Here is a 20,084-nt window from a genome sequence, read left to right on the forward strand (position 1 = left end):
CCATGCTGCCGACCTCGTCCCGCTACCAGGCCAGCCGCCCCTTCGAGCCCCGGGATGCACCGGGCACCTTCCCCGGGCACCGGGCCCGGCCGGTCCCCACGGCCGAGGGCATGCTCGAGCACCGGGTCGACGAGAGCGACCGCCTCGACCGCCTGGCCCTGCACTACTACAACGACGACCGGCTCTGGTGGCGCATCCTCGATGCCAACCCCGAGCTGCTCTCGGCCGACGAGCTCTCGGGCCCCGACTGGATCGGGCGCGTGCTGCTGATCCCGACGAGGAGCGACTGAGATGCTGCCGGACTGGTTCGACAAGCCCCTGCGCGCCCCGGCGGCCTGCCGGGTGTTCGTCGACGGTCACGAGATCGACGACCTCTATCCGCTGCTGGTGGAGGCACAGGCGATCCTCGACCGCCAGGAGAGCGCGGAAGCCACGCTGCTCCTGGAGGACCGACGCCTGGAGGACGGCCGCTGGGCGGTCCACGACGACCCGCGCCTCCACCCCTGGGCGGAGATCCGCCTCGAGGCCAGTTTCGGCAGCCACCAGGAGAGGGTGTTCAGCGGCTTCATCCGCCAGCTCAAGGTCGAGCTGCCCCAGGACCAGGGCGGGGCCAGCGTGACCCTGGAGTGCCAGGACCACGCCCTGCTCCTCGACCGGGTCCAGCGCCGCAAGCGCTGGGGGGACCGCACCCCCACCAGCGACGCCGCCATCGTCCGCTCGATCTGTGACGACGCCGACCTCGACACCCTCGAGCCCCTGGGCCAGGGCTTCACCGACCTGGTGGTGAACCAGAACGAGAGCGACGGCCGCTTCCTCAGAAAGCGCGCCGAGGAGAACGGCTACGACCTCTTCTTCCGCGACGGCGCCCTCTACTTCGGCCCGCCGCGCCTCGATCGCGACGCCCAGGCCCCCATCAAGGTCTACGCAGGCGCGGACACCCACGCGCTGCGCTTCGCCATCGACGATGACGGCCACCACCCCGCCCGGGTCGCCTACGAGGTCGCCGGCGACGACGACGACCGGACCCGAGCGCAGAGCGTCGAGAGCGACCTGCCGATCCTGGGGCAGACGCCGGCCACCCCCGGCGGCCCCGGCGACTTCACCTGGCACCTCGACCGCGAGGGGCTGAGCGATGAGAACCAGGCCCGCCACCGTGCCCGGGCCCTGGCCAACCAGGCCGCCCTGCGCATCGAGGCCAGCGGCGAGCTCGACGGCGCCTGCTACGGCCATGTGCTGCTGCCGGGCGAGCCGGTGGGGGTCGACGGCATCGGCGAACAGTACGGCGGGCGCTGGCTGGTTGCCCGGGTCGAGCACCGCTTCGACGCCGACGGCTACCGCCAGGCCTTCAGCCTGCTGCGCAACGGCTACGGCGACGACCTCGAGGTGCGCCCTCACCCGCTGGCCGCCCTCTTCTAGCGACATACCAGGTCAAGCGACACGCCCAGGAGGCCCCATGACCGACGCTCTGCACAGCACCATCCGCCAGGCCCAGCAACGGTACTACGGCAAGTTCCGCGGTTTCGTCGCCGACAACCGGGACCCCGAGCAGCGCGGACGCCTGAAGGTCCGGGTGCCCTCGGTCTTCGGCCAGGAGGAGAGCTGGTGGGCGCTGCCCTGCCTGCCCTTCGGCGGCCTGGCCGACCAGGGACTGTTCATGGTGCCGGAGGCGGGCGCCCAGGTCTGGATCGAGTTCGAGGAGGGCAACAAGGACTTCCCGATCTGGACCGGGGTGTTCTGGCAGCCCGGCCGGGAGATCCCCGAGGAGGCGCGTCACGAGGCCCCCACCACCCGGATGCTCAAGACCCCCGCCGGCCACCGCTGGCAGTTCGACGACGCCGAGGGGCAGCGCCGCCTCCTGCTGCACCACCCCGCCGGGAGCGAGCTGGAGATCGACGACCAGGGCAGCGTCGAGTTGAGCGCCGCCAACGGCTGTCGCCTGACCCTGGACGCCGAGGGCGACGCCCTCACCCTGGAGGACGCCTCGGGCAACGTGATGGTGATGGACGCCCAGGGCACCCGGGTCACCGACGTCCACGGCAACGAGATCACCATGGAAGGTGCCCAGCTGGCCATCAAGGGACAGCGGATCGTCATCGAGGGCAGCCAGGTCAGCCTCGGGGGCGGAGGCCAGGAACCGTTGATCAAGGGCTCGAGCTTCCTCAGCCTGTTCGCCACGCATGTCCACACCTGCGGCTCGCCGGGCTCGCCCACCTCGCCGCCGATTCCCCAGGGCGAGATGTCGACCCTCACCACCCACACCACCGCCGGCTGACGGCCGGGGAGGATGCCATGAGTCGGTTGAACCAGGCCCACTACCTCGATTTCCCGCTGCGGCTCGGGCCCGAGGGCGGCACCACCTGCAGCCGCATCGAGCACGTGCGCCACCAGATCGAGCAGGTGCTGTTCACCGACCCGGGCGAGCGCTGGTTCCGCCCCGAGTTCGGTGCCGGCATCCGCCGCCTGGTATTCGAGCCGCAGAGCTCGACCCTGTGGCAGGTCACCCGCCAGCGGCTGCAGAGCAGCCTCGCCGAGGCCCTGGCCGGCGAGATCGACGCCCGCGAACTGGAGGTGGAGGTGGCCGCCGACCCCGATGCCACCGAGCGGCTGCTGATCCTGATCCGCTACCGTCTCGCCGCCCTGAACCACAGCGAGACCCTGGAGTTCGAACTCACCGGAGGCACCCGCCATGGCTGAGGCCCCGCTGCCCCGTCTGCACTTCGCCCCCGGCTGCCAGGACTGCGGCCGACGGCTCACCGAGCTGCCGCCGCCGCTGCCGGAGATCGGTGACGACTTCGACTGGCAGACCCGCGACTACGACGCCTTCCGTCTCTTCCTCATGGAGGAGCTGGCCGGCCGTTTCCCCGAGCGCCGCCACTGGTCGCCGGCCGACCTCGAGGTGATCCTGGTCGAGGCCATGGCGGTGGTCCTCGACCAGCTCTCCGACAGCCTCGACCGGGTGCATGCCGAGGCCTTCCTCGACTCGGCCCGGCGCCCCGACAGCCTGCGGCGACTGCTGACCCTGATCGGCTACGACGCCCTGCGCGAGGAGTACCGTCCCCGCTGGTCCGACCCGGCCCTGGTGACCCACCTGCTCGCCCACCAGGGGCGGGTCGCGGAAGGGCTGCCCCTCGACCTGTTGGAGCCCGACAACCTGCGGCGACTGCTGGTACGGCTGGGACACGACGCCGAGGCCCTGGGGCCGCAACCCTCGCTGGCCGATCGTGACACCGAGCGCCACTTCCTGGCGCTGCTGGGCTATGACGCCGAGAGCCTGGACGACGCCCTCGACCTGGAGCAACGCGCTCATCGCCGCTTCGCCGTCGAGGCCCTGGAGCGGCACTGGCGCGACCACCCCGCCGACATGGAGGCGGCGCGCCGCAAGGGGCCGGCCGCCGTGCACCGCAATCGCCGCATGGTCACCCTGGACGACTACCGCCACCAGCTCGAGGGGCATCCCCTGGTGCTGCGCGCCACCGCCGAACAGCGCTGGACCGGTTCCTGGCACACCATGCTCGCGACCCTGGTGCTGGTCGGCAACCTCACCCTCGAGGCCACGCCGGAGACCTCGCTTCCGCTCGAGGCCTTCGCCGACCTGCAGGCGAGCATCGACCGGTTCCACTGGCGCGAGGGGCTGCCGCCGGTGGACTGGAGCCTCGCCCCCACCGGCCGTACCCTGCTGCGCCCCCTGCTGGAGCGACAGCGCCTGGCCGGCCAGGAGGTGTGGCTCCAGGACGCCGTCCCGGTGGGCATCCGCCTGGCCCTATCGCTGCGCCTCGCGCCCCACCATTTCCACTCCGAGGTCGCCGACCGGGTGGCCGAACGCCTGGGCACCGGACCGGCGGGCTACTTCGCCCCCGGGCGGCTGGCCTTCGGTGAGGACCTGCATGCCAGCGACCTGGTGGCCTGGCTGATGGCCATCGACGGCGTCGAGACGGTCTGCCTCAACCGCTTCAAGAGGGTCGGCGCACGCCATCCCGACGCCTCGGGCAGCGGCGTGATCTCCCTCTCGAGCCGGCAGATCGCGCGCTGCGACAACCGTCTCGCATCGCCCCAGTTCGGCTACTGGACCCTCAAGCTGCATGGAGGGCAACGCGGATGACGCCTCCCGACCTGACGCGCTGGAATCGTGCCGGCCTGACGCGGCTCGACTACGTGGACGGCAACGCCGCCACCTATCTCGAGACGCTGCGCGAGAGCCTGCGCGCCCGCTTCCCGGATGACCGGGACGTGCAGCGCTGGCTCGGCGACCCGGCCAACGACGCCAGCCTCCATGACTGGCACCAGCGGCTGCTCGAGCAGTACCAGGGGCCGCGACGGGACCATGCCTGGGAGCTGCTGCGCGCCCTGGCCCGGGCCGTGCACGTGCTGGCCCGCACCACCAACGCCTACGCCAATGAACGCTTCCTGGGCACCGCGACCCAGTGGGACAACCTGCGCCGCCTGGTTGCCATGCTCGACTACCAGCCGGCCCCGCCGGGCTCCGCCGAGACCTGGCTGGCCCTGCTGGCGCGTGAAGGCACCCCGGGCGGCCGCGTCGAGGCAGGGGTGGCGGTGCAGAACGATCCCGACGACGGCAGCGACCCGCTGACCTTCGAGACCCTGGACGCCCTGGACGTCGACCCGCGCCTCAACCTGCTGCGCGCCCCGGACCACGACCACTCGCCGGCGGTGCTGACCCTGCCCCCGGTCGGCACCCTGGGGCTGAGCTTCGAGTCCCTGCCCCCGGACCTGGCCATCGGCGATGCCGGCCTGCTCACGGCCGGTGACCTGGGGCTGGCGGTACGGGTCGACCACCTGGCTCCCGGCGCGCTGACGCTGACCGCCCTGGAGGCGACCGGCGAGACCCTCACGCTGCCCCTGGCCGACCTCAGCCTGCAGCTGCAGCCCCGCTGGCACCAGCCGGCGTCCCTCAACGGCGCGGGCGTGATCGGTGTCGACACCGCCACCGGCCTCCAGGCCGGCGAGGTCCTCGCCTATGCCGACGGCAGCGGCTACCGGGCCGTGCGGGTCGAGGCGGTGGACGGCAGACGACTGCGCCTGGCCGGCACCCTCCCCCCCGCCGGGGCCGAGCTGCTGCGTACCCAGTCGACCGACCCCATCGAGGTCGACGGCAGCCTGCGCTTCGTGCTGCCCCTGCCGATGGGGCACCACCGCGTCTGGGACGAGAACCTCGCCAGCCGCTCCACCCGGGTGCACAGCGAGGATGGTCAGCCCAGCTACCGCTATCGCACTGCCGGCAGCATGCAGCGGGCCCACTTCCTGCCGGCCCATGGCGAGCCCTGCTGCCGGGTCATCGAGACGCTGCCGACGGCGCTGCACTTCGCCGGCTCGCCGGGCAGCCTCGCCCCGGGACAGTGGCTGCAGCTGGTGGACACGGACGGGCAGCGCTACAGCCGCCGTGTCGTCTCCGTGGAGGCCGACGACCAGGGCTTCGACCTGGCGGTGACGGACCTCCCCGACCGGGCCTGGCAGCGTATCGAGGGGCGCTACCGCCACACCCTGAAGGACGCCCGGCGCTTCCACAACGCGACCTCGCTGTTTCTCGAGCAGGATGGCCAGGGCCTGGGCAGCCGGGTGACGGTGGGCCTCGAGGCCCCGGTGGCCGCCCTCGCCCCGGGCCGCACGCTGCTGCTCTGCGGTCCCGAGCGCCGGGTGCCGGTCAGCCTGGTCGGCGTCGACTACCAGCCCGACGCGGGCACGGCACGGCTCACCCTGCGCCCGCCCCAGCCGGTCGCCGACTTCCCGCGCAGCGGCAGCCACCTCCACGGCAACCTGGTGCGCGCCGGCCATGGCGAGAGCCGTGACCCCGTGGTGATCGGCAGCGGCGATCGCAGCCTGGCCGGCCAGCGCTTCCCCTGTCGCAGGCGCGGCCTGGCCTTCGTGCGCGACAGCGGCTTCACCAGCGGCGTGCGGGCCGCGGTACGGGTGTTCGTGGAGGGACGCGAGTGGACCCAGGTCGATGACCTGCAGCGCGCCTCGCCCACCGACACCCACTTCGAAGTGCGCCTCGACGAGGACGGCGAGGCCTGGATCGGCTTCGGTGATGGCCGCCATGGCCAGCGGCTGCCCACCGGCCGCAACAACGTCACGCTCCGCACCCGTCTCGGCAACGGCCTGGCCGGCAACCTGCCCGCCGGCAGCCTGGAGACGCTGGCGCGGGCCCACGAGCGGCTCGACGGCGTCCGCCAGCCCCTGCCCGCCGTCGGCGGCAGCCAGCACGAGCCCGGCGAGGCGCTGAGGGAGCAGGCGCCGGCCTCGGTGCTCACCCTGGGCCGGGCCGTGTCGGTGCGCGACTTCCAGGCCCTGGCCCGCCGGCATGCCGGCGTCTGGCAGGCCCATGCCCGGCCGCTGCGCAACCGCCCCGGTGCCAGCGACTGCATCGAGATCACCGTGGTGCCGGCCGGCGGCGGCGACCTGGGCGAACTCGCCGAGGACCTGGCCCGCACCCTGACGCGTCATGCCAGCCCCGGAATGGCGGTCGCCATCCGTCGCTACGAGGGGCTGCTGCTCGAGCTGGAGGTGCAACTGGGCGTCGATACGGCGGCCTACGCCACCGAAGAGGTGGTTGCCCGGGTCGAGGAGACGCTGCTGGCGACCCTCTCGCTGGAGCGAATGCGGCTCGGGGCCCCGCTCTACCGCTCCACCCTGCTGGCACTGATGGAGTCGGTCCCGGGGGTCGAGCACGTCGGCTGCCGCATCAACCCCCACGGCTTTCGCAACGACCGCGGCGAGCCCGGTGCGCCCGCCCACCGCTTCACCGCCGGCGACGGCAGCCTGCGCCGCATCTCGCCGCGCCCGGACCAGCTCGTCTATCTCGACGTCGCCCTGGCGCCGCCACAGATCACCGCCGGAGGTGCCCCGTGACTCGACGCCAGCTGCGACTCTTCGACCTGCTGCCGGCGCATGTCCGCCAGCGCGACACCCACCATCACACCCAGCGGCTGCTGGGCGCCGCCGACGAGCTGCTCGACCGGCTGCATGCCACCCTGCAGCAGTACCATCGGGACAACTTTCCCGACCACCCCGAGGACGACGGCCCGGCCAGCCAGGCCTGGCTGCTGCCCTATTTCGCCGAACTGCTGGACGCACGCCTGGTCTCGCCCCTGGAGGCGGGGCGCCGGGCCGAGGTGATGCAGGCGATCCGCTGGCGCCAGCGTGGCGGCACCCTGGCCGCCGTGGACGAGATCGCCGAGGCGGTGGGCCAGTGGGAGGTGGTGGTCCAGGAGGGCTGGCAGCGCCTGGCGATGACCCCGCGGCTCGATGCCCCGCTGCTGCCGGAATCCTGCCATGGCCTGGCGGAACCCCTGCCGGCCGAGCATCCTGCCGTCATCGCGCGCCACCCCGGCCTGCCCGCGGTGACGCCCGACTTCCGCTGCGCCAGCCAGGCCGTGGCCGACCCCGGCCGCAGCCCCCTGGGCCAGATCAGCCGGCTGCATGGCCAGGAGTTCCGCTGGCGCCAGCACAGCCCTCACGGGATTCCCTGCCATCACCAGCGCATCGACCCGCAGGGTCGCTTCCACGGCGCCGGCTTCGACGACGTCAGCCGCCGGACCCCGGACCTGCGCGAGCCCGACTGGCGTGTCGGCCACGCCCACCCGCGCCGACTGCTGCTGCACGTCATGCAGCCCGAGGGGTTCTTCCAGCGCCACCGGGTCAGGGTGCGCTGGCGCCAGCAGTGGCTCGACGACCTCGAACTGCCCAGCGAGCGTTTCCTCGAGCACGTCGCCTTCTACTGTCGCCTCGACCGCACCCTGGTCTTCGCCAACCGCCACCCCGAACGGCAGAGGGTGGAGGTCCAGGGCGTCTTCATGCTCGGCCAGGTGCCGGAGACCGGGGTCGGCCCCGCCGACCCCAGGCGCTGGCGCTTCGAGGACCTGATCGTGGTCAACCGGCTGGAGGCGGACAGCGGCCGGCTCGAACTCGAGCGCTGTGCCCTGCGCCAGGTGCGGGTCCACAGCATCGACATGGACGAACCGGTCATCGAGGCGCGCGACTGCCTGTTCGACCACCTGCGCAGCGCCCGCAGCCTGACCCGGCTGGAGTACGTCACGGTGCTCGGCAGCTGCCTGGTCGAGGCACTGGACGCCAGCGACTGCATCTTCCGCTGCCCGCTGCGCAAGGACGACACCAACGCGCTGCCGCCGGCACCGCTCTGCGTGCGCTACAGCAGCATCCTCCCCGACCAGGTGCCGGACGACCTGCAGCGCCGCCATCACAACACCCGGGCCCCGGTGGTGATGTTCAGCGAGACCTTCGGCGAGCCGGGCTGTGGGGTGCTCCACCCGGCCTGCGACAGCCGGGTGCGCTACCGCGCCGAGGACGCCACCGAGCCCGGTGCCTACCACTTCCTGCAGATCGCCCGGCGCCTGGAGGCGGTGGTCGAGAAGCTTCAGGACTCACTCGCGGTCGGCCAGCGGGCGGCGGTCATCCCCGACGCTGCCCTGGCCCGGCTGCCGGACGCCATCGGAAAGGACCGCTCATGAAGACCCAGATCTCACGCCACCGCTTCGACCCGGCAGACCGCTACTCCGGGGTCCAGCAGCAGATGGGCCGGATGATCACCGATGCCGACTGGAACGAGCTCGACGAGCTGGTGCGCCATCGCCTGGTCGACACCCTGGCCGACATCGTCGGCGAGGGCAGCCCCCGGGCCCGCGGCCTGGTGAGGCGCATCGGCGACGACGGCTACGCCCTGCGCTGGGGACACGTCTATGTCGACGGCATCCCCGCCCGGGTGGTACCGGACGACCCCTCGCTGCCGCCTCCCCTGCGCTTCGAGCGTCAGGCCGACCTGCCCGGCGTGCCGCCGCTGGCCGAGGGCAGCCACCGCCTCTATCTCGACGTCTGGGAGCGCAGCGTCACCCAGCTCGAGTCGCCCGACCTGATGGACCCGGGCCTGCACGGCGCCGACACCTGCACCCGCAGCCAGACCATGGCCCAGGTGAAGGCCTGCCCGGTCGACCTCGACCCGCGCGACCCGGCACTGAACCCGCCGCGGGGCAACATCCCGCTCGGCCTCTCGGTGCGCCAGGGCACCACCCTGGACGATCCCTGCGACCCCTGTGCCGAGGAGCTGGCGCTGCCCGAGGACGTGGGCAACTTCCTGTTCCGGGTCGAGGTGCACGAGGTGAGCTGGTCGGACGACCCCGTCCCCGAGGTCACCGGGCTGACCCTCAAGTGGTCCCGGGAGAACGGCGCCGAGGCCTATCGGGTCGACAGCCTGCCGCCGGGCTTCGCTTCCGACCGGTGGAGCTACGAGTACTTCGCCGGCCCCGAGGAGCGGATGCGCAGCGAACGCCACCTCGGCCATCACCTGATGCCGGGGTTCGAGCCCGAGCGCGGCGTGCTGACCGTCGGCCACGCCCCGGCGTCGGCCCCCGACCGCTCGCTGGTGCGCCGCTGGGACGGCCATGCCCGCCTCACCCGCGAGGCGGGCCAGTGGCAGCTGGCCGAGGGCGCCGACCGCGGCACCCCCCTCTCCACCGGCCACGGCGAGGGCGCCCACGGCCGTGTCGACATCACCGGGGGCCCCGAGCATCGCTGCGAGATCCACCTCGACCAGCTGGTGCTCTCGCTGCAGCTGGACGCCCCCCTGGCGGTGGCCGGCGACTACTGGCTGGCCACGGTCCGCCAGGTCGAGCACGCCGCCGGCGACACCCTGCTCGAGGAGTCACTCCCCGTCGGGGTGGCGCACCACTACTGGCTGCTGGGCCAGGTCGAGGTGGATGCCGAAGGCGAGATCACGGCCTTTTCACCCGACCCCGACGGCGCCTGCCGAGCGCTCGAGTTCCCGCCGCTGACCGATATCGATGCCGGCGATGTCTGCTACCGCAACGACGCCTGCGAGCTGCCCGGCGTGCGCAGCGTCGAACAGGCCCTGGATCATCTCTGCCGGCAGCGCGACCTGAGCTGGCACCATCGCCAGCTGCATGGCTGGGGCGTGGTCTGCGGCCTGATCGCCGAGTGCGGCGGCGAGGTGCTGCCCGACAACGACGGCCGGTTGCACCACCGCCGGGTGAGGGTCACTCCCGGCCACGCCCTGGACTGCGAGGGCCGCGACATCGTGATCGAGGAGCGCCGCTTCCTGGACGTGATGGCGGCCCTGGAGGGCCTCGACGAGAGCGTCCTGGAGGATGGCAGCGGCCAGGTCTACCTCTACGTGGAACTGGACGACGACGGCGAGCCGCGGCTCGCCGTCGCCACCGAGCCCCCCGCCGACAACGACAGCCCCTGGTGGCAGGGCCAGCTGTGGCTGGACTTCTACAACGACTGCCTCAAGGGAGTGATCGACGCCGTGCGCGGTGAGCTGGAGGTGCTGGGCGACGACAGCATCGAGGAGGCGGAGCGGGGCGACACCCTGGTCTCGCCCCAGCGCAAGCGCGTCACCACCCTGATGAACCTGCTCGCCGAGCTGCTCTACCGCCCCCATGGCGAGCGGGTCTTCCTCTCGCGCAAGGAGCACGAGCTGCTGCGCGACTTCTACCTGCACCTCCGCGAGATCCTGCAGAGCCGCACCTTCTGCGGCATGTTCCGCGGCCACGACTTCCCGGACTATCCCCTCGAGACCGGGATGACCACCTGGTTCGGCAAGCACCACCACGACACCCTGGTGCGCCAGCCCGACGGCGACCTGCTGGCCAGCCTCGGCGGAGCCAGCAGCCAGGTCAACCTCTACCACGCCGGGGAGGGTCGCCTGGCGGCGGTCAGCCAGGTCCCCTCCGCCGAGGGCGCCAACCTCACCGCGGGCGCCTTCAGTCCGGACGGGCGGCTGTTCTACGTGGCCGCCGACATCAACGGTACCGACAGCATTCTCAGCCGAGCCCGGGTGGAGGGTAACGGCCTGCACTGGGAGACCAGCGCCGTGCTCTGCGGGATGCGCATCACCGAGCTGCGCTTCGTCGGCGACCAGCCGCGCCTGCTGCTGGCCATCGGCCTGGGCAGCGGTCTCTTCGTGCTCAACCTGGCGGAACTGTTCGGCGAGGAGAAGCAGATCCCCGCGCCGGCCCTGGCCTTCAACGCCGCCGGCCACCTGGCCATCACGCCCGATGGCGAGTGGCTCTACGCCACCGCCAGCCCCGACGAGGGGGAGTGGCCCGAGGGGCGCTACGACCGGGTGCTCTGCATCCGCCTCGGCGGGCGCATCACGCGCCCCGAACGGGTGCACACCCTCGACCTGACCGAGCAGCAGGCCGACACGTCCGGCAGCGACGGCATCGCCGTGGGCCCGCGGCCCACCGGGGAGCGACTCGCCGAGAGCCCGGATGACCACGAGCTCTTCATCGCCATCGACGGCCGGCAGGAGAAGCATGTCTGGCGCTACGCCGCCCCCTGGACCGGGCAGGCCAGGCCCAGGCCGGCCGCCCTGGGCCTGGCCGACACCCGCCTGCGCCTGCACTACCACGCCGACGAGGAGGCCCTGCTGGTCAGCCTGGAGGACGAGTTCCGGGTGGGCCGCTATCGCAATGGCAAGCCGCTCGGCGAGTACATCCCGGTGCAGCTGATGCCCTGCGACTTCTGCATCGACGGCCGTGGCGACCTCCAGGTGCTCAACTTCGCCAGCAACACCATCACCTGGATTCCCCGCGACGAGCTCGCCCCCGAACCGGGCGCCTTCGCCCCGCTCAGGGCGTACCGCCGCGAGGTGCTGCAGGCCTTCATCGGCCTGTTCGGCAACCTGGTGCAGAACCTCAAGGACTGCTTCTGCCACCTGCTGCTGACCCGCTGCCCCGAGTGCGAGGGCGACGAGCGGATCTGGCTGGCCAAGGTCGAGATCCGCGACCACGAGGTCTACCACATCTGCAACTTCTCCCGGCGGCGCCACGTCAAGACCTTCCCCAAGCTGGAATACTGGCTGTCGCTGGTGCCGGTGCTGCCGGGCATCCGCCAGGCGGTGCAACGGCTCTGCTGCGCCATCCTGCCCGACTGGTTCGAGACCCGGCTGGCCGGCCAGGGCGCCGACACCGAGGTGAGCCGCGCCCCGCTCAAGGCGGGCACCTACCACCGCCTGGCCGCCACCCTGCAGCGGGCCGACCCGCCGCAACTGTTGCGTGCCCGCCAGCAGGAACTGAGCCTGGCCACCGGCCTGGCCCGGGACGGCCTGCTCAACCGCGGCCAGGCGCCCCGGGCGAAGCAGGCGACGGTGAGCCGCCAGGCCTATCGTGACCTGCCCACCGAGGAGGCGCTGGGCCAGCTGGAGGCCCACCGGATCGAGGCCCGGGTGGAGCCCTACGACCCCGCCCGTTCCGGCGAGTACATTCGCCGCTTCACCGCGACCCCGGAGCGCATCCCCGAGGGCAGCCGGGTCACCGTCATCGAGGAGCAGGGGCGGGTGAAGTTCTACGCCCTGGAACCCGATACCGCGGTGCCGGATGCCACACGGCTGGCCGAGCTGGAACGGCGCAAGGCAGCGCTGGGCGAACTGGGCGAGATCGAGCACTCCCTGGACGACCTGGCCGGGCGTCGCGAGCAGCTCACCGACCTGCAGGGCGTGGACGCCGACCTGGAACGGCTGGAGGCCCGCAAGCAGGCGGTCCGCGAGCTCGGCGACCTTCAGCAGGCGCTCGGCCAGCTCGAGCAGCAGCGCCAGAGCAGCACCCAGGAAGTCGCCGAGCTGGGCGAGCAGCTGACCCAGCTGCGCACCGAGCGCGTCGAGCTGCAGGACAGCCTCGCGCAGCTGCAATCCCAGCTCGCCAGCTCCACCGACGCCCTCGACGCACTGCGTGTCGAGACCGAGCGCTTGCGGCCCCTCGAGGGGCTCGAGGAGCTCGACGTCCAGGCCGCCAGGGCGCTACGCGAGCAGGGCGTGCTGACCCTGGGCGACCTGGCCGAGCTCGATGCCCAGCAGCTGACCCGTACCACCGGCCTGTCACGCCCCCAGGCCGACCAGCTCGTCGAGTCGGCTCGGCTGCGCCTCAACCCCCGGCCGCGCTGAGCGTGATCTCCCATGGAACACGCCCGTCTCGCCCCGCCCCGCCGAGCCGCACCCGAACCGCGGGGGCGGAGTACCACGCGGCGCCCCGCGGCCCTGCGACGGCCGCCGGCGGAGGGGGTGCAGGCGGTGCTGGGCACGGCACGGGCGACATCCGCCTCCCCGACCCTGCAGCGCAAGGCCAGCGGCCAGGCCGGCAGCACCCCGCTGCCGGTGGGCAGCGTCGATGATCCCCAGGAGCGCCAGGCGGAGGCCGTCGCCGACCGGGTGATACGCGGCGACGCCCCGTTCACCTCCCCGCCACAACCGGCCGCGGCACCGCACCCGGCGCGCCAGGCAGCCGACGCCGGCGAGACGCCCTCCCCAGGCGGCACACCGCACCCCGGGCTGTGGCAACGTATCCGCAACCTGCAGCACGGGGGACGCCCCCTGCCCGCGGCCAGCCGGCGCTTCTTCGACGGGCGCCTGGGCCACGACTTCTCCGCGGTACGGGTGCACACCGATCCCGCCGCCGCCGACACCGCCCGTGAGCTCGGCGCCCACGCCTACACCTGGGGAGAGCACCTGGTCTTCGCCCCGGGCGCCTGGCAGCCCCATACCCGGGCGGGACGTCACCTGCTCGCCCACGAGCTCACCCATGTGATCCAGCAGGGGGCCGCCACGCCGCATGCCGAGTCCCCGTCACCCACCCTCCGACGCAGTCCCGAACGCATCCAGTGCAGCCGCCTCGATGCCTTCCGTGACCGGGTGGGCGGCGCCGTCAGCGGCATTCGCGAGCGTGGCGGCGAGCTGGTCTCCGGGGTGGTGGAACGCGGCCGTGACGCTGCCTGGGGCATCGTGCGACGCGTGGCCCCGCGTCCCCTGCTGAACCTGATCGAGCAGGCCCGCGACGGCGGCCTCTTCGGCATCGTCCGCGAACGGGTGGGACGCATGGTGGCGCCGCTGTTCGGCGGCCTGGAGCACCACGCCGAGCCGCTGGCACGGCTCTTCAGCGGTTTCGCCGCACTGGTCTCGCGCATGAGCGCCATCGTCGTCGGCCTGGCCCAGGGCGACTGCCAGCCTCTGTTCGCCGCCCTGCGTCAGCTGCGCGACCTCGCCGTGGCACTGGGACGGGATGCCTTCGAGGCCCTGGCCGACTTCTTCCGCCCGGTGGGGGCGTTCTTCAGCGGGCTCTGGGAGCGCTGCGGCGCCCCCCTGGTCGACTGGGTGGGCCGGGTGGCCGGCGCCGCCTGGGAGGGCCTGCAGGCGTTCGGCCGGCAGATCTGGGACTGGTGCCGCCCGGTGGTGGAGCCCCTGAGCGCCGTGGTCAGTGATGCCTGGGGCTGGCTCAAGGCCAGGCTCGGCATCGGCGGCGACGGCGGCAACAGCAGCGGCGGGCTGGTACAGTGGATCCGGGACAGGGCCGAGGACGCCTGGCAGCTGATCCGCCGGGAACTCGACCCGGTGATCGCCCCCGTCGGCCGGCTGGTCGGCCGCATTCGCAAACTCCTGCCCCTCGAGGCCATCGCCGAGTTGCGCGAGCGTCTCGACGACTGGCTGCAGAGTGCCGCCGAGATGGCCGACAACCTCGACCCCGGCGAAGGCGGCGACGCCGCGGAGCAGCAGGCAAGCCTGCGCGAGGAGATCCTGCCGGCGCTGCTCGAGCGCATCCAGCAGCTGCGCACCCGCCTGCTGGTCACCGGCCAGTGGCTCGCCACCCGGGTCGGCATCCTGGTGCTCGAGGGCCAGGGCTTCCTCGCCGGCCTGGCCCGGCAGGCACTGCTGCGCCCCATCCAGGGCGTGTTCGGCTGGCTCGGTGACGCCCTGGATCGCCTCGGCGACTGGGCCATGGACGGGGTACAGCGGCTGTTCGCCAGCCTCGGCGACGGCCTGGTGCACCTCTCGGCCTTCCTCCGCCCGGTGCTCGACGCCCTGCAACGCCTGTTGACGGTGGTGGGCGACCTGCTGCGCCACCTGCCCGACTTCCTGCTCGGCCCGCTGTGGTGGGCCCTGCCCGGATGCATCAAGGAGAGCCTCAAGCGCTTCTTCATCGAGCAGATCCTCGGGCGTATCCCGCTGTTCCGCCAGCTCGCCGAGGCGGGCGAGATCTGGGACCGGGTGCGTCAGACGGCACTGCAGATCCTGCGCCAGGTCTTCGTCGACGGCGACCTGGGCGGTGCCCTGTGGCGCTTCTTCAGCGCCATGCTCGGGCTGATCGGGCTGCCCGCGGAGCTGGTCACCCAGCTGGTGGCCAACGCGGCCCGCGCCTTCGGCGATATCCTGCGCGACCCGGTGGGCTTCCTGGGCAACTTCCTGCGCTCGCTGTGGCAGGGGGTCAACCGCTTCTTCGGCAACATCTTCCAGCACCTCTACCGGGGCGTCACCGGCTGGCTGTTCGGCCAGCTCGAGGAGGCCGACATCACCCCACCGGACCTGACCAGCTTCCGCTCCATCCTCGACTTCGTCTTCCAGCTGATGGGGCTGACCCTGGACAGCCTATGGACGCGCATCGGCGAGCACCTGGGGGAGCCCCTGACCGAGCGGTTGCGTGCGGTGGCGCGCACCGCCAGCGGGGCCTTCGAGTGGCTCAGGCTCGCCGTCACCGAGGGGGTTGCCGGCCTCTGGCAGGCGCTGCAGCAACGCCTCTCCAATCTCTGGGAGCTGGTGCTCGGCAGCGTCGCCGAGTGGATCAACAGCGCCATCATCACCACCGCCTCGCGCTGGCTGCTGGGCCTGCTGGATGCCACCGGCATCACCCCGGTGATCAATGCCCTGATCGCCCTCTACCGCGCCATCGAGTCCTTCGTCGCCTACCTCGCCGACCTGCTGCGCATGCTCAACTCGGTGATGGCCACCCTCGGCGACATCGCCCGCGGCGTGCTCGACACCGCCGCCGAGCGGCTCGAGGAGAGCATGGCCAGCGGCGTGCCGGTGGTGATCGGCTTCCTCGCCAACCAGTTCGGCCTGGGGCGGCTCGGTTCGCGGATCCGTGAACTGGTCGAGGGGCTCAGGGAGCGGGTCGCCGCCGCGCTGGACTGGCTGATCGCCAACGCCGTCCGGCTCGGCCGCGGCTTCCTCGACGCCCTGCGCTCGGGGGTCGCGGCGGTACGCGACTGGTGGGAGGCCCGCCGGACCTTCCGCGCCGCCGACGGCCGCGAGCACAGCCTCTATTTCCGGGGTCGCGGCGGCGAGCTGCTCATCGCCAGCACCCCGACGCCGCTGGGGCGCTTCCTCGATGGCCTGCACATCGCCGAGGACGACCCGCAACGCCTCGACAAGCGCGACCACCTTCGTCGGGCCCGGGAACGCCTCGCCTCGCTGGCCTCCCTGCGCCGCGACCTGGAGAGCGCTCCCGAGGAGCAGCGCGGCGAACTGCAACAGGCGCTGAACGATACCCTCGAGGCCCTCGCCGGGCACCTGACCCCGCTGCTGGTGGCGCATGAAGGGGCGGCCCCGGGTCGCCACCCCAGCCCCCTGACCCTGGGCACACTGGCCGAAGCGCCGGTCCCCCTGCCGCGCAGTGCCGAGGAGGAGCAGGCCGACCTGGCCGCCGCGCGCCAGCTGGTGCTGCTGGCCGCCGAACAAAGCAGCGACACCCGGATCCTCGCCGAGTCGTTCGAGGCCATCCGGCGCCGCTTCGCCCTGGAACGGGTCGCCTTCCGGCGGCGGGACGACGAGGTGGTCATCGAACTGAGGGCCGATCGCACGCAGGAAGTGGAAGTCGAGACGCCGCTGTCCACCCGGACGCCGGGCGTCGAGATGAGAAGCCGGGTGGAGCACACCGAGGGCCGGGCCGGCGGCGATACCGTGGGCATTGCCATGCTGGCCGATCCCCTGGGCAGGGATCATGCACCCAATGGCGCCGGTCCACGGGACAGTGCCCTGTCGGGCGTGATGGACAGGCTGGTCACCGAGCCCCGCCAGCGGGAGCCGTCGAAGTACATCAAGGGGCACCTGCTCAACCACAACATCGGCGGCCACGGCGGCCCCGGCAACCTCTACCCGATCACCGCCGCGGCGAACCGGGCCCACGAGCGACGGGTCGAGCGGACGGTCAAGCGGTGGGTGCTCGATCGCCACCTCTGGGTCCACTACCGGGTGCGGGTCACCGGCATCACCGAGCATCTCGCCCAACCGGGCAAGCATCCCGAGAACTGGATCAATGCCAGCTTCGACTGCCAGGCCCACGTCAAGGGTGCCAGCGGTGGCCGGCATGAAGCGGTGAACGAGGTCATCCAGTCACGCTATACCCCCGGAACCGCCGAGCCCCGCCCGGCCCGCAACGAGGCAAGCCTGGACGCCGCCCTCAGGGCGAGCATCGACGCCCTGCCGACGAGCCGGCGCAACGCGACCGCCATCCTGGCGCTGATCCGTGAACACAATGCCACCGCCAGCGCCCCCATCCCCTTCGGCGAGGCCCGGGCCGCGGCGCTGATGACGGCCTACCACGACAGCGAGGGCGGCAGCGGCAACGCCAACCTGACCTTCATCAACAACCGTGCCGACCAGCTGCGAGCCATCCTGGAGGCCGCCGGTTGATCGACCTAGAGGGCGTTGCCGCAGGCCACGCCACTGGCCCAGGCCCACTGGAAGTTGTGCCCGCCGAGCTCGCCGGTGACGTCGAGCACCTCGCCGATGAAGCGCAGCTGGGGCAGGTCGTTGACGGCGAAGGTCTTCGACGACACGGCCCGGGTATCGACCCCGCCCAGGGTCACCTCGGCGGTGCGCCAGCCCTCGGTGCCGGCGGGCTTGAGGCGCCAGTCGTTGAGCCGCTCGGCCCAGCGCGACAGCTCGGCGTTGGAGCGCTCGGCCAGCACGCCGTCGCCGCCGTGCCATTCGATGAGCGCCTGGGCCAGCCGCTTCGGCAGCCGCTCGGCGAGCCAGCTGGAGAGCTGGCGCCTGGGGGTCTCGCGGCGGGCCGCCGCCAGTGCCTCGAAGGCCGGGACCCCGGGCAGCAGGTCGATGGCGAGCTCGTCGCCGGGTTGCCAGTGGCTGGATATCTGCAGCATGCCGGGCCCGGAGAGGCCACGGTGGGTGAACAGCATGGGCTCGCGGTAGTCGCCCCTCGGCTCGCCATCGCGCAATGCCCGCACCCGGACGTCGCAGGCGACCCCGGCCAGCTCGGCGCTGCGCTCCTTCCAGCGGGAAGTGAGGGTGAAGGGCACCAGGGCGGGACGGGTTTCCGTGACGGCCAGGGCGAACTGGCGGGCGACGTCGTACCCGAACCCGCTGGCCCCCATGGTGGGGATCGACAACCCGCCGGTGGCCACCACCACGGCGCCGGTGTCGATGCGTCCTGCCGAGGTCTCGAGCCGCATGCCCTCGCCCAGCCGCTCGATCCGGTCCACCGAGGTCTTCAGGCGGATCTCGACGCCGGCCCAGTCGCACTCGGTGAGCAGCACCCCGAGCAGCGCCCTGGCCGAATCGGCGCAGAACAGCTGGCCCGGCGCCTTCTCCACGTACTCGACGCCGTGGCGCTCCACCAGTTCGACGAAGTGTTCCGGGCGGTAGCGCTTGAGCGCCGAGATGCAGAAGCGGGGATTGTCGGAGAAGAAATTGGCGGGGCCCGAGGCCAGGTTGGTGAAGTTGCAGCGTCCGCCGCCCGACATCAGGATCTTCCTGCCGGCCTTGTTGGCATGGTCGAGCACCAGCACCCGACGCCCGGCATAGCCGGCCGTCAGTGCACACATCAGGCCGGCGGCACCGGCACCGATCACCACGACATCGGGTTGGAGGGTCATGCGGCATCACCATGGCGGGTCCAGCAGGGCCGGCGATTCTACCAGAGTGAGCGGGCCCCGCCAGTCGCGACCCGCCGCCTCCGCCCAGGCGGTGTCCCCACCGGGGGTGTCCCGGGGGACAGAGCGGCAGAGCCGGTCATGCGCCAGCATGAGAAATTTCATGCGTCAGGCACTATCCAATTACTGCCGTCACCATGACATCGAAAGCTACATTTTGAAATGAAACGCTACAAATAAGCAGAAACGACCTATCTCGGCTCTCACACGCGGCAACAAGGCATAACAACGTCAGGCTGCGTCGCCGAGGTACCGGCAGCACAGGGAACAAGCAGGGGGATCCTCGTCATGAAGGCTCATGACTATGTACTCGTCGTGGTACGAAACCTGCAGGAGACTCAAGAGAACGACTACCATCGTGCCCTGCGTCAACAGGGTTACCGTGTCGAACTCGTCAGCGCGGGGCAGGACCCGCTCCCGATCATGACGGCCCGGCCGCCCATCGCGGCCTGCTACCAGTTCGATTATCCCGACCTGCAGGGGTTGGCGGACCTGCGCCTGGCCAAGCAACGGGTCGCCTCGGTCCCGCTGCTGATGGTCACCCAGGCCCATTCGGAAAGCCTGGCCGTATGGGCCTTCCGCACCCGGGTATGGGACTACTTCGTGCAACCCGTGGAGATCGCCAGGTTCATGGAAGTGATGAAGGCGCTCTACCAGTTGCGGGTCCCGTCGCGGCACCACAACGAAGAGCGGCAGGCCATGGAGGTGAGCAACCAGATCCCCCCCGAGGCCCGCATCCGCTTCCCCTCGCCCGGCGACCAGCAGGCGAGGCTCGACCTGGCCATCACCTACATCGACCAGCACCTGCACCAGAAGATCGTCCAGGCCGAGGTGGCCGAGCGCTGTGGCCTGAGCGCCTTCCAGCTCAGCCGGTTGTTCCGCAAGCTCACCGGCACCACCTTCCAGGAGTTCCTGCTCAGGCGCCGCATCGACGAGGCACGGCGCCTGCTGACCAACCCCCGGGTCTCGGTCACCGACGTCTGTTTCAGTGTCGGCTTCCGCGACCTCTCCTACTTCACGCGCACCTTCCAGAAGCATGTGGGCCGGACACCGACCGCCTACCGGCAGGCATTGACCGTCCAGTATGGCCAGCTTCAGCCCATCACCGACGATGGCCCCCGCCATCAGGTCGGGAGTCTCGACGGGCGTCTCGCCATGATGCGGCAACACGCCCCCTGCCTGGCACGTTGAGTGCCGCCACGCTTTCTCGACAGCCGCTTTCGTGATCCCCGCGCCGCTACGCGGCGCATAGCTTGCATGCTGGATAGGGTCCGGTGACAGGCTGACAGCACTGGCGATCCCTATGGGGTCAGACCCCGGCCGGATCGAATCGGCTTGCAAGGTGCACCATGACGGGCTTCGTGACTTGGCTGGGGTCT

General features: G+C 71.8%; 11 protein-coding genes. 10 read left to right on the forward strand and 1 reads right to left on the reverse strand.

The genetic code is table 11. The features are described 5' to 3' along the window. The first annotated feature begins 2 nt into the window (after window positions 1-2). Genes ACOMD9_RS16045 through ACOMD9_RS16085 form a run of 9 tightly spaced genes read left to right on the forward strand, consistent with a single transcriptional unit; the run spans window position 3 to window position 17,446 of the window. Window positions 3-290: a hypothetical protein gene (locus ACOMD9_RS16045; RefSeq protein ID WP_421416887.1), complete on the forward strand. Its 288-nt coding sequence runs from the start codon at window positions 3-5 to the stop codon at window positions 288-290. A 1-nt stretch (window position 291) separates the two neighbouring features. Next, complete coding sequence (locus ACOMD9_RS16050; protein ID WP_421416888.1) at window positions 292-1,416, forward strand: phage late control D family protein; 1,125 nt, start codon at window positions 292-294, stop codon at window positions 1,414-1,416. A gap of 37 nt (window positions 1,417-1,453) precedes the next feature. Further along, on the forward strand, window positions 1,454-2,272 hold the full coding sequence (locus tag ACOMD9_RS16055; protein ID WP_421416891.1) for a phage baseplate assembly protein V: 819 nt from the start codon (window positions 1,454-1,456) through the stop codon (window positions 2,270-2,272). Between the two features lie 17 nt (window positions 2,273-2,289). Continuing rightward, window positions 2,290-2,694, forward strand: coding sequence for a GPW/gp25 family protein (locus tag ACOMD9_RS16060; protein ID WP_421416893.1), 405 nt, complete (start codon window positions 2,290-2,292; stop codon window positions 2,692-2,694). Further along, the gene (locus ACOMD9_RS16065; RefSeq protein ID WP_421416896.1) at window positions 2,687-4,099 is read left to right on the forward strand and encodes a hypothetical protein; all 1,413 of its coding nucleotides are present in this window, start codon (window positions 2,687-2,689) and stop codon (window positions 4,097-4,099) included. The genes ACOMD9_RS16060 and ACOMD9_RS16065 overlap by 8 nt, the downstream gene beginning before the upstream one ends. Next, window positions 4,096-6,864, forward strand: coding sequence for a baseplate J/gp47 family protein (locus ACOMD9_RS16070; protein WP_421416899.1), 2,769 nt, complete (start codon window positions 4,096-4,098; stop codon window positions 6,862-6,864). Before ACOMD9_RS16065 ends, ACOMD9_RS16070 begins: the two co-directional genes overlap by 4 nt. Next, window positions 6,861-8,483: a phage tail protein gene (locus ACOMD9_RS16075; RefSeq protein ID WP_421416902.1), complete on the forward strand. Its 1,623-nt coding sequence runs from the start codon at window positions 6,861-6,863 to the stop codon at window positions 8,481-8,483. The genes ACOMD9_RS16070 and ACOMD9_RS16075 overlap by 4 nt, the downstream gene beginning before the upstream one ends. Beyond that, window positions 8,480-12,931, forward strand: coding sequence for a DUF6519 domain-containing protein (locus tag ACOMD9_RS16080; RefSeq protein WP_421416904.1), 4,452 nt, complete (start codon window positions 8,480-8,482; stop codon window positions 12,929-12,931). Before ACOMD9_RS16075 ends, ACOMD9_RS16080 begins: the two co-directional genes overlap by 4 nt. 12 nt (window positions 12,932-12,943) lie before the next feature. Continuing rightward, a complete protein-coding gene (locus tag ACOMD9_RS16085) occupies window positions 12,944-17,446 on the forward strand; it encodes an eCIS core domain-containing protein (RefSeq protein WP_421416907.1) in 4,503 nt (1,500 codons plus the stop codon). A 5-nt stretch (window positions 17,447-17,451) separates the two neighbouring features. Here the strand turns inward: ACOMD9_RS16085 and ACOMD9_RS16090 are convergent, their stop codons facing one another. Further along, window positions 17,452-18,648, reverse strand: coding sequence for a BaiN/RdsA family NAD(P)/FAD-dependent oxidoreductase (locus ACOMD9_RS16090; protein WP_421416909.1), 1,197 nt, complete (start codon window positions 18,646-18,648; stop codon window positions 17,452-17,454). Window positions 18,649-18,993: 345 nt separating this feature from the next. On the opposite strand from ACOMD9_RS16090, the gene ACOMD9_RS16095 reads away from it, so the two are divergent. Beyond that, entirely contained in the window at window positions 18,994-19,896 is a 903-nt protein-coding gene (locus tag ACOMD9_RS16095) for a helix-turn-helix transcriptional regulator (RefSeq protein WP_421416911.1), read from the forward strand. The last annotated feature ends 188 nt before the right edge of the window (window positions 19,897-20,084 follow it).

The sequence above is a fragment of the Halomonas terrestris genome, from assembly GCF_049166755.1.
Lineage (GTDB): Bacteria > Pseudomonadota > Gammaproteobacteria > Pseudomonadales > Halomonadaceae > Halomonas.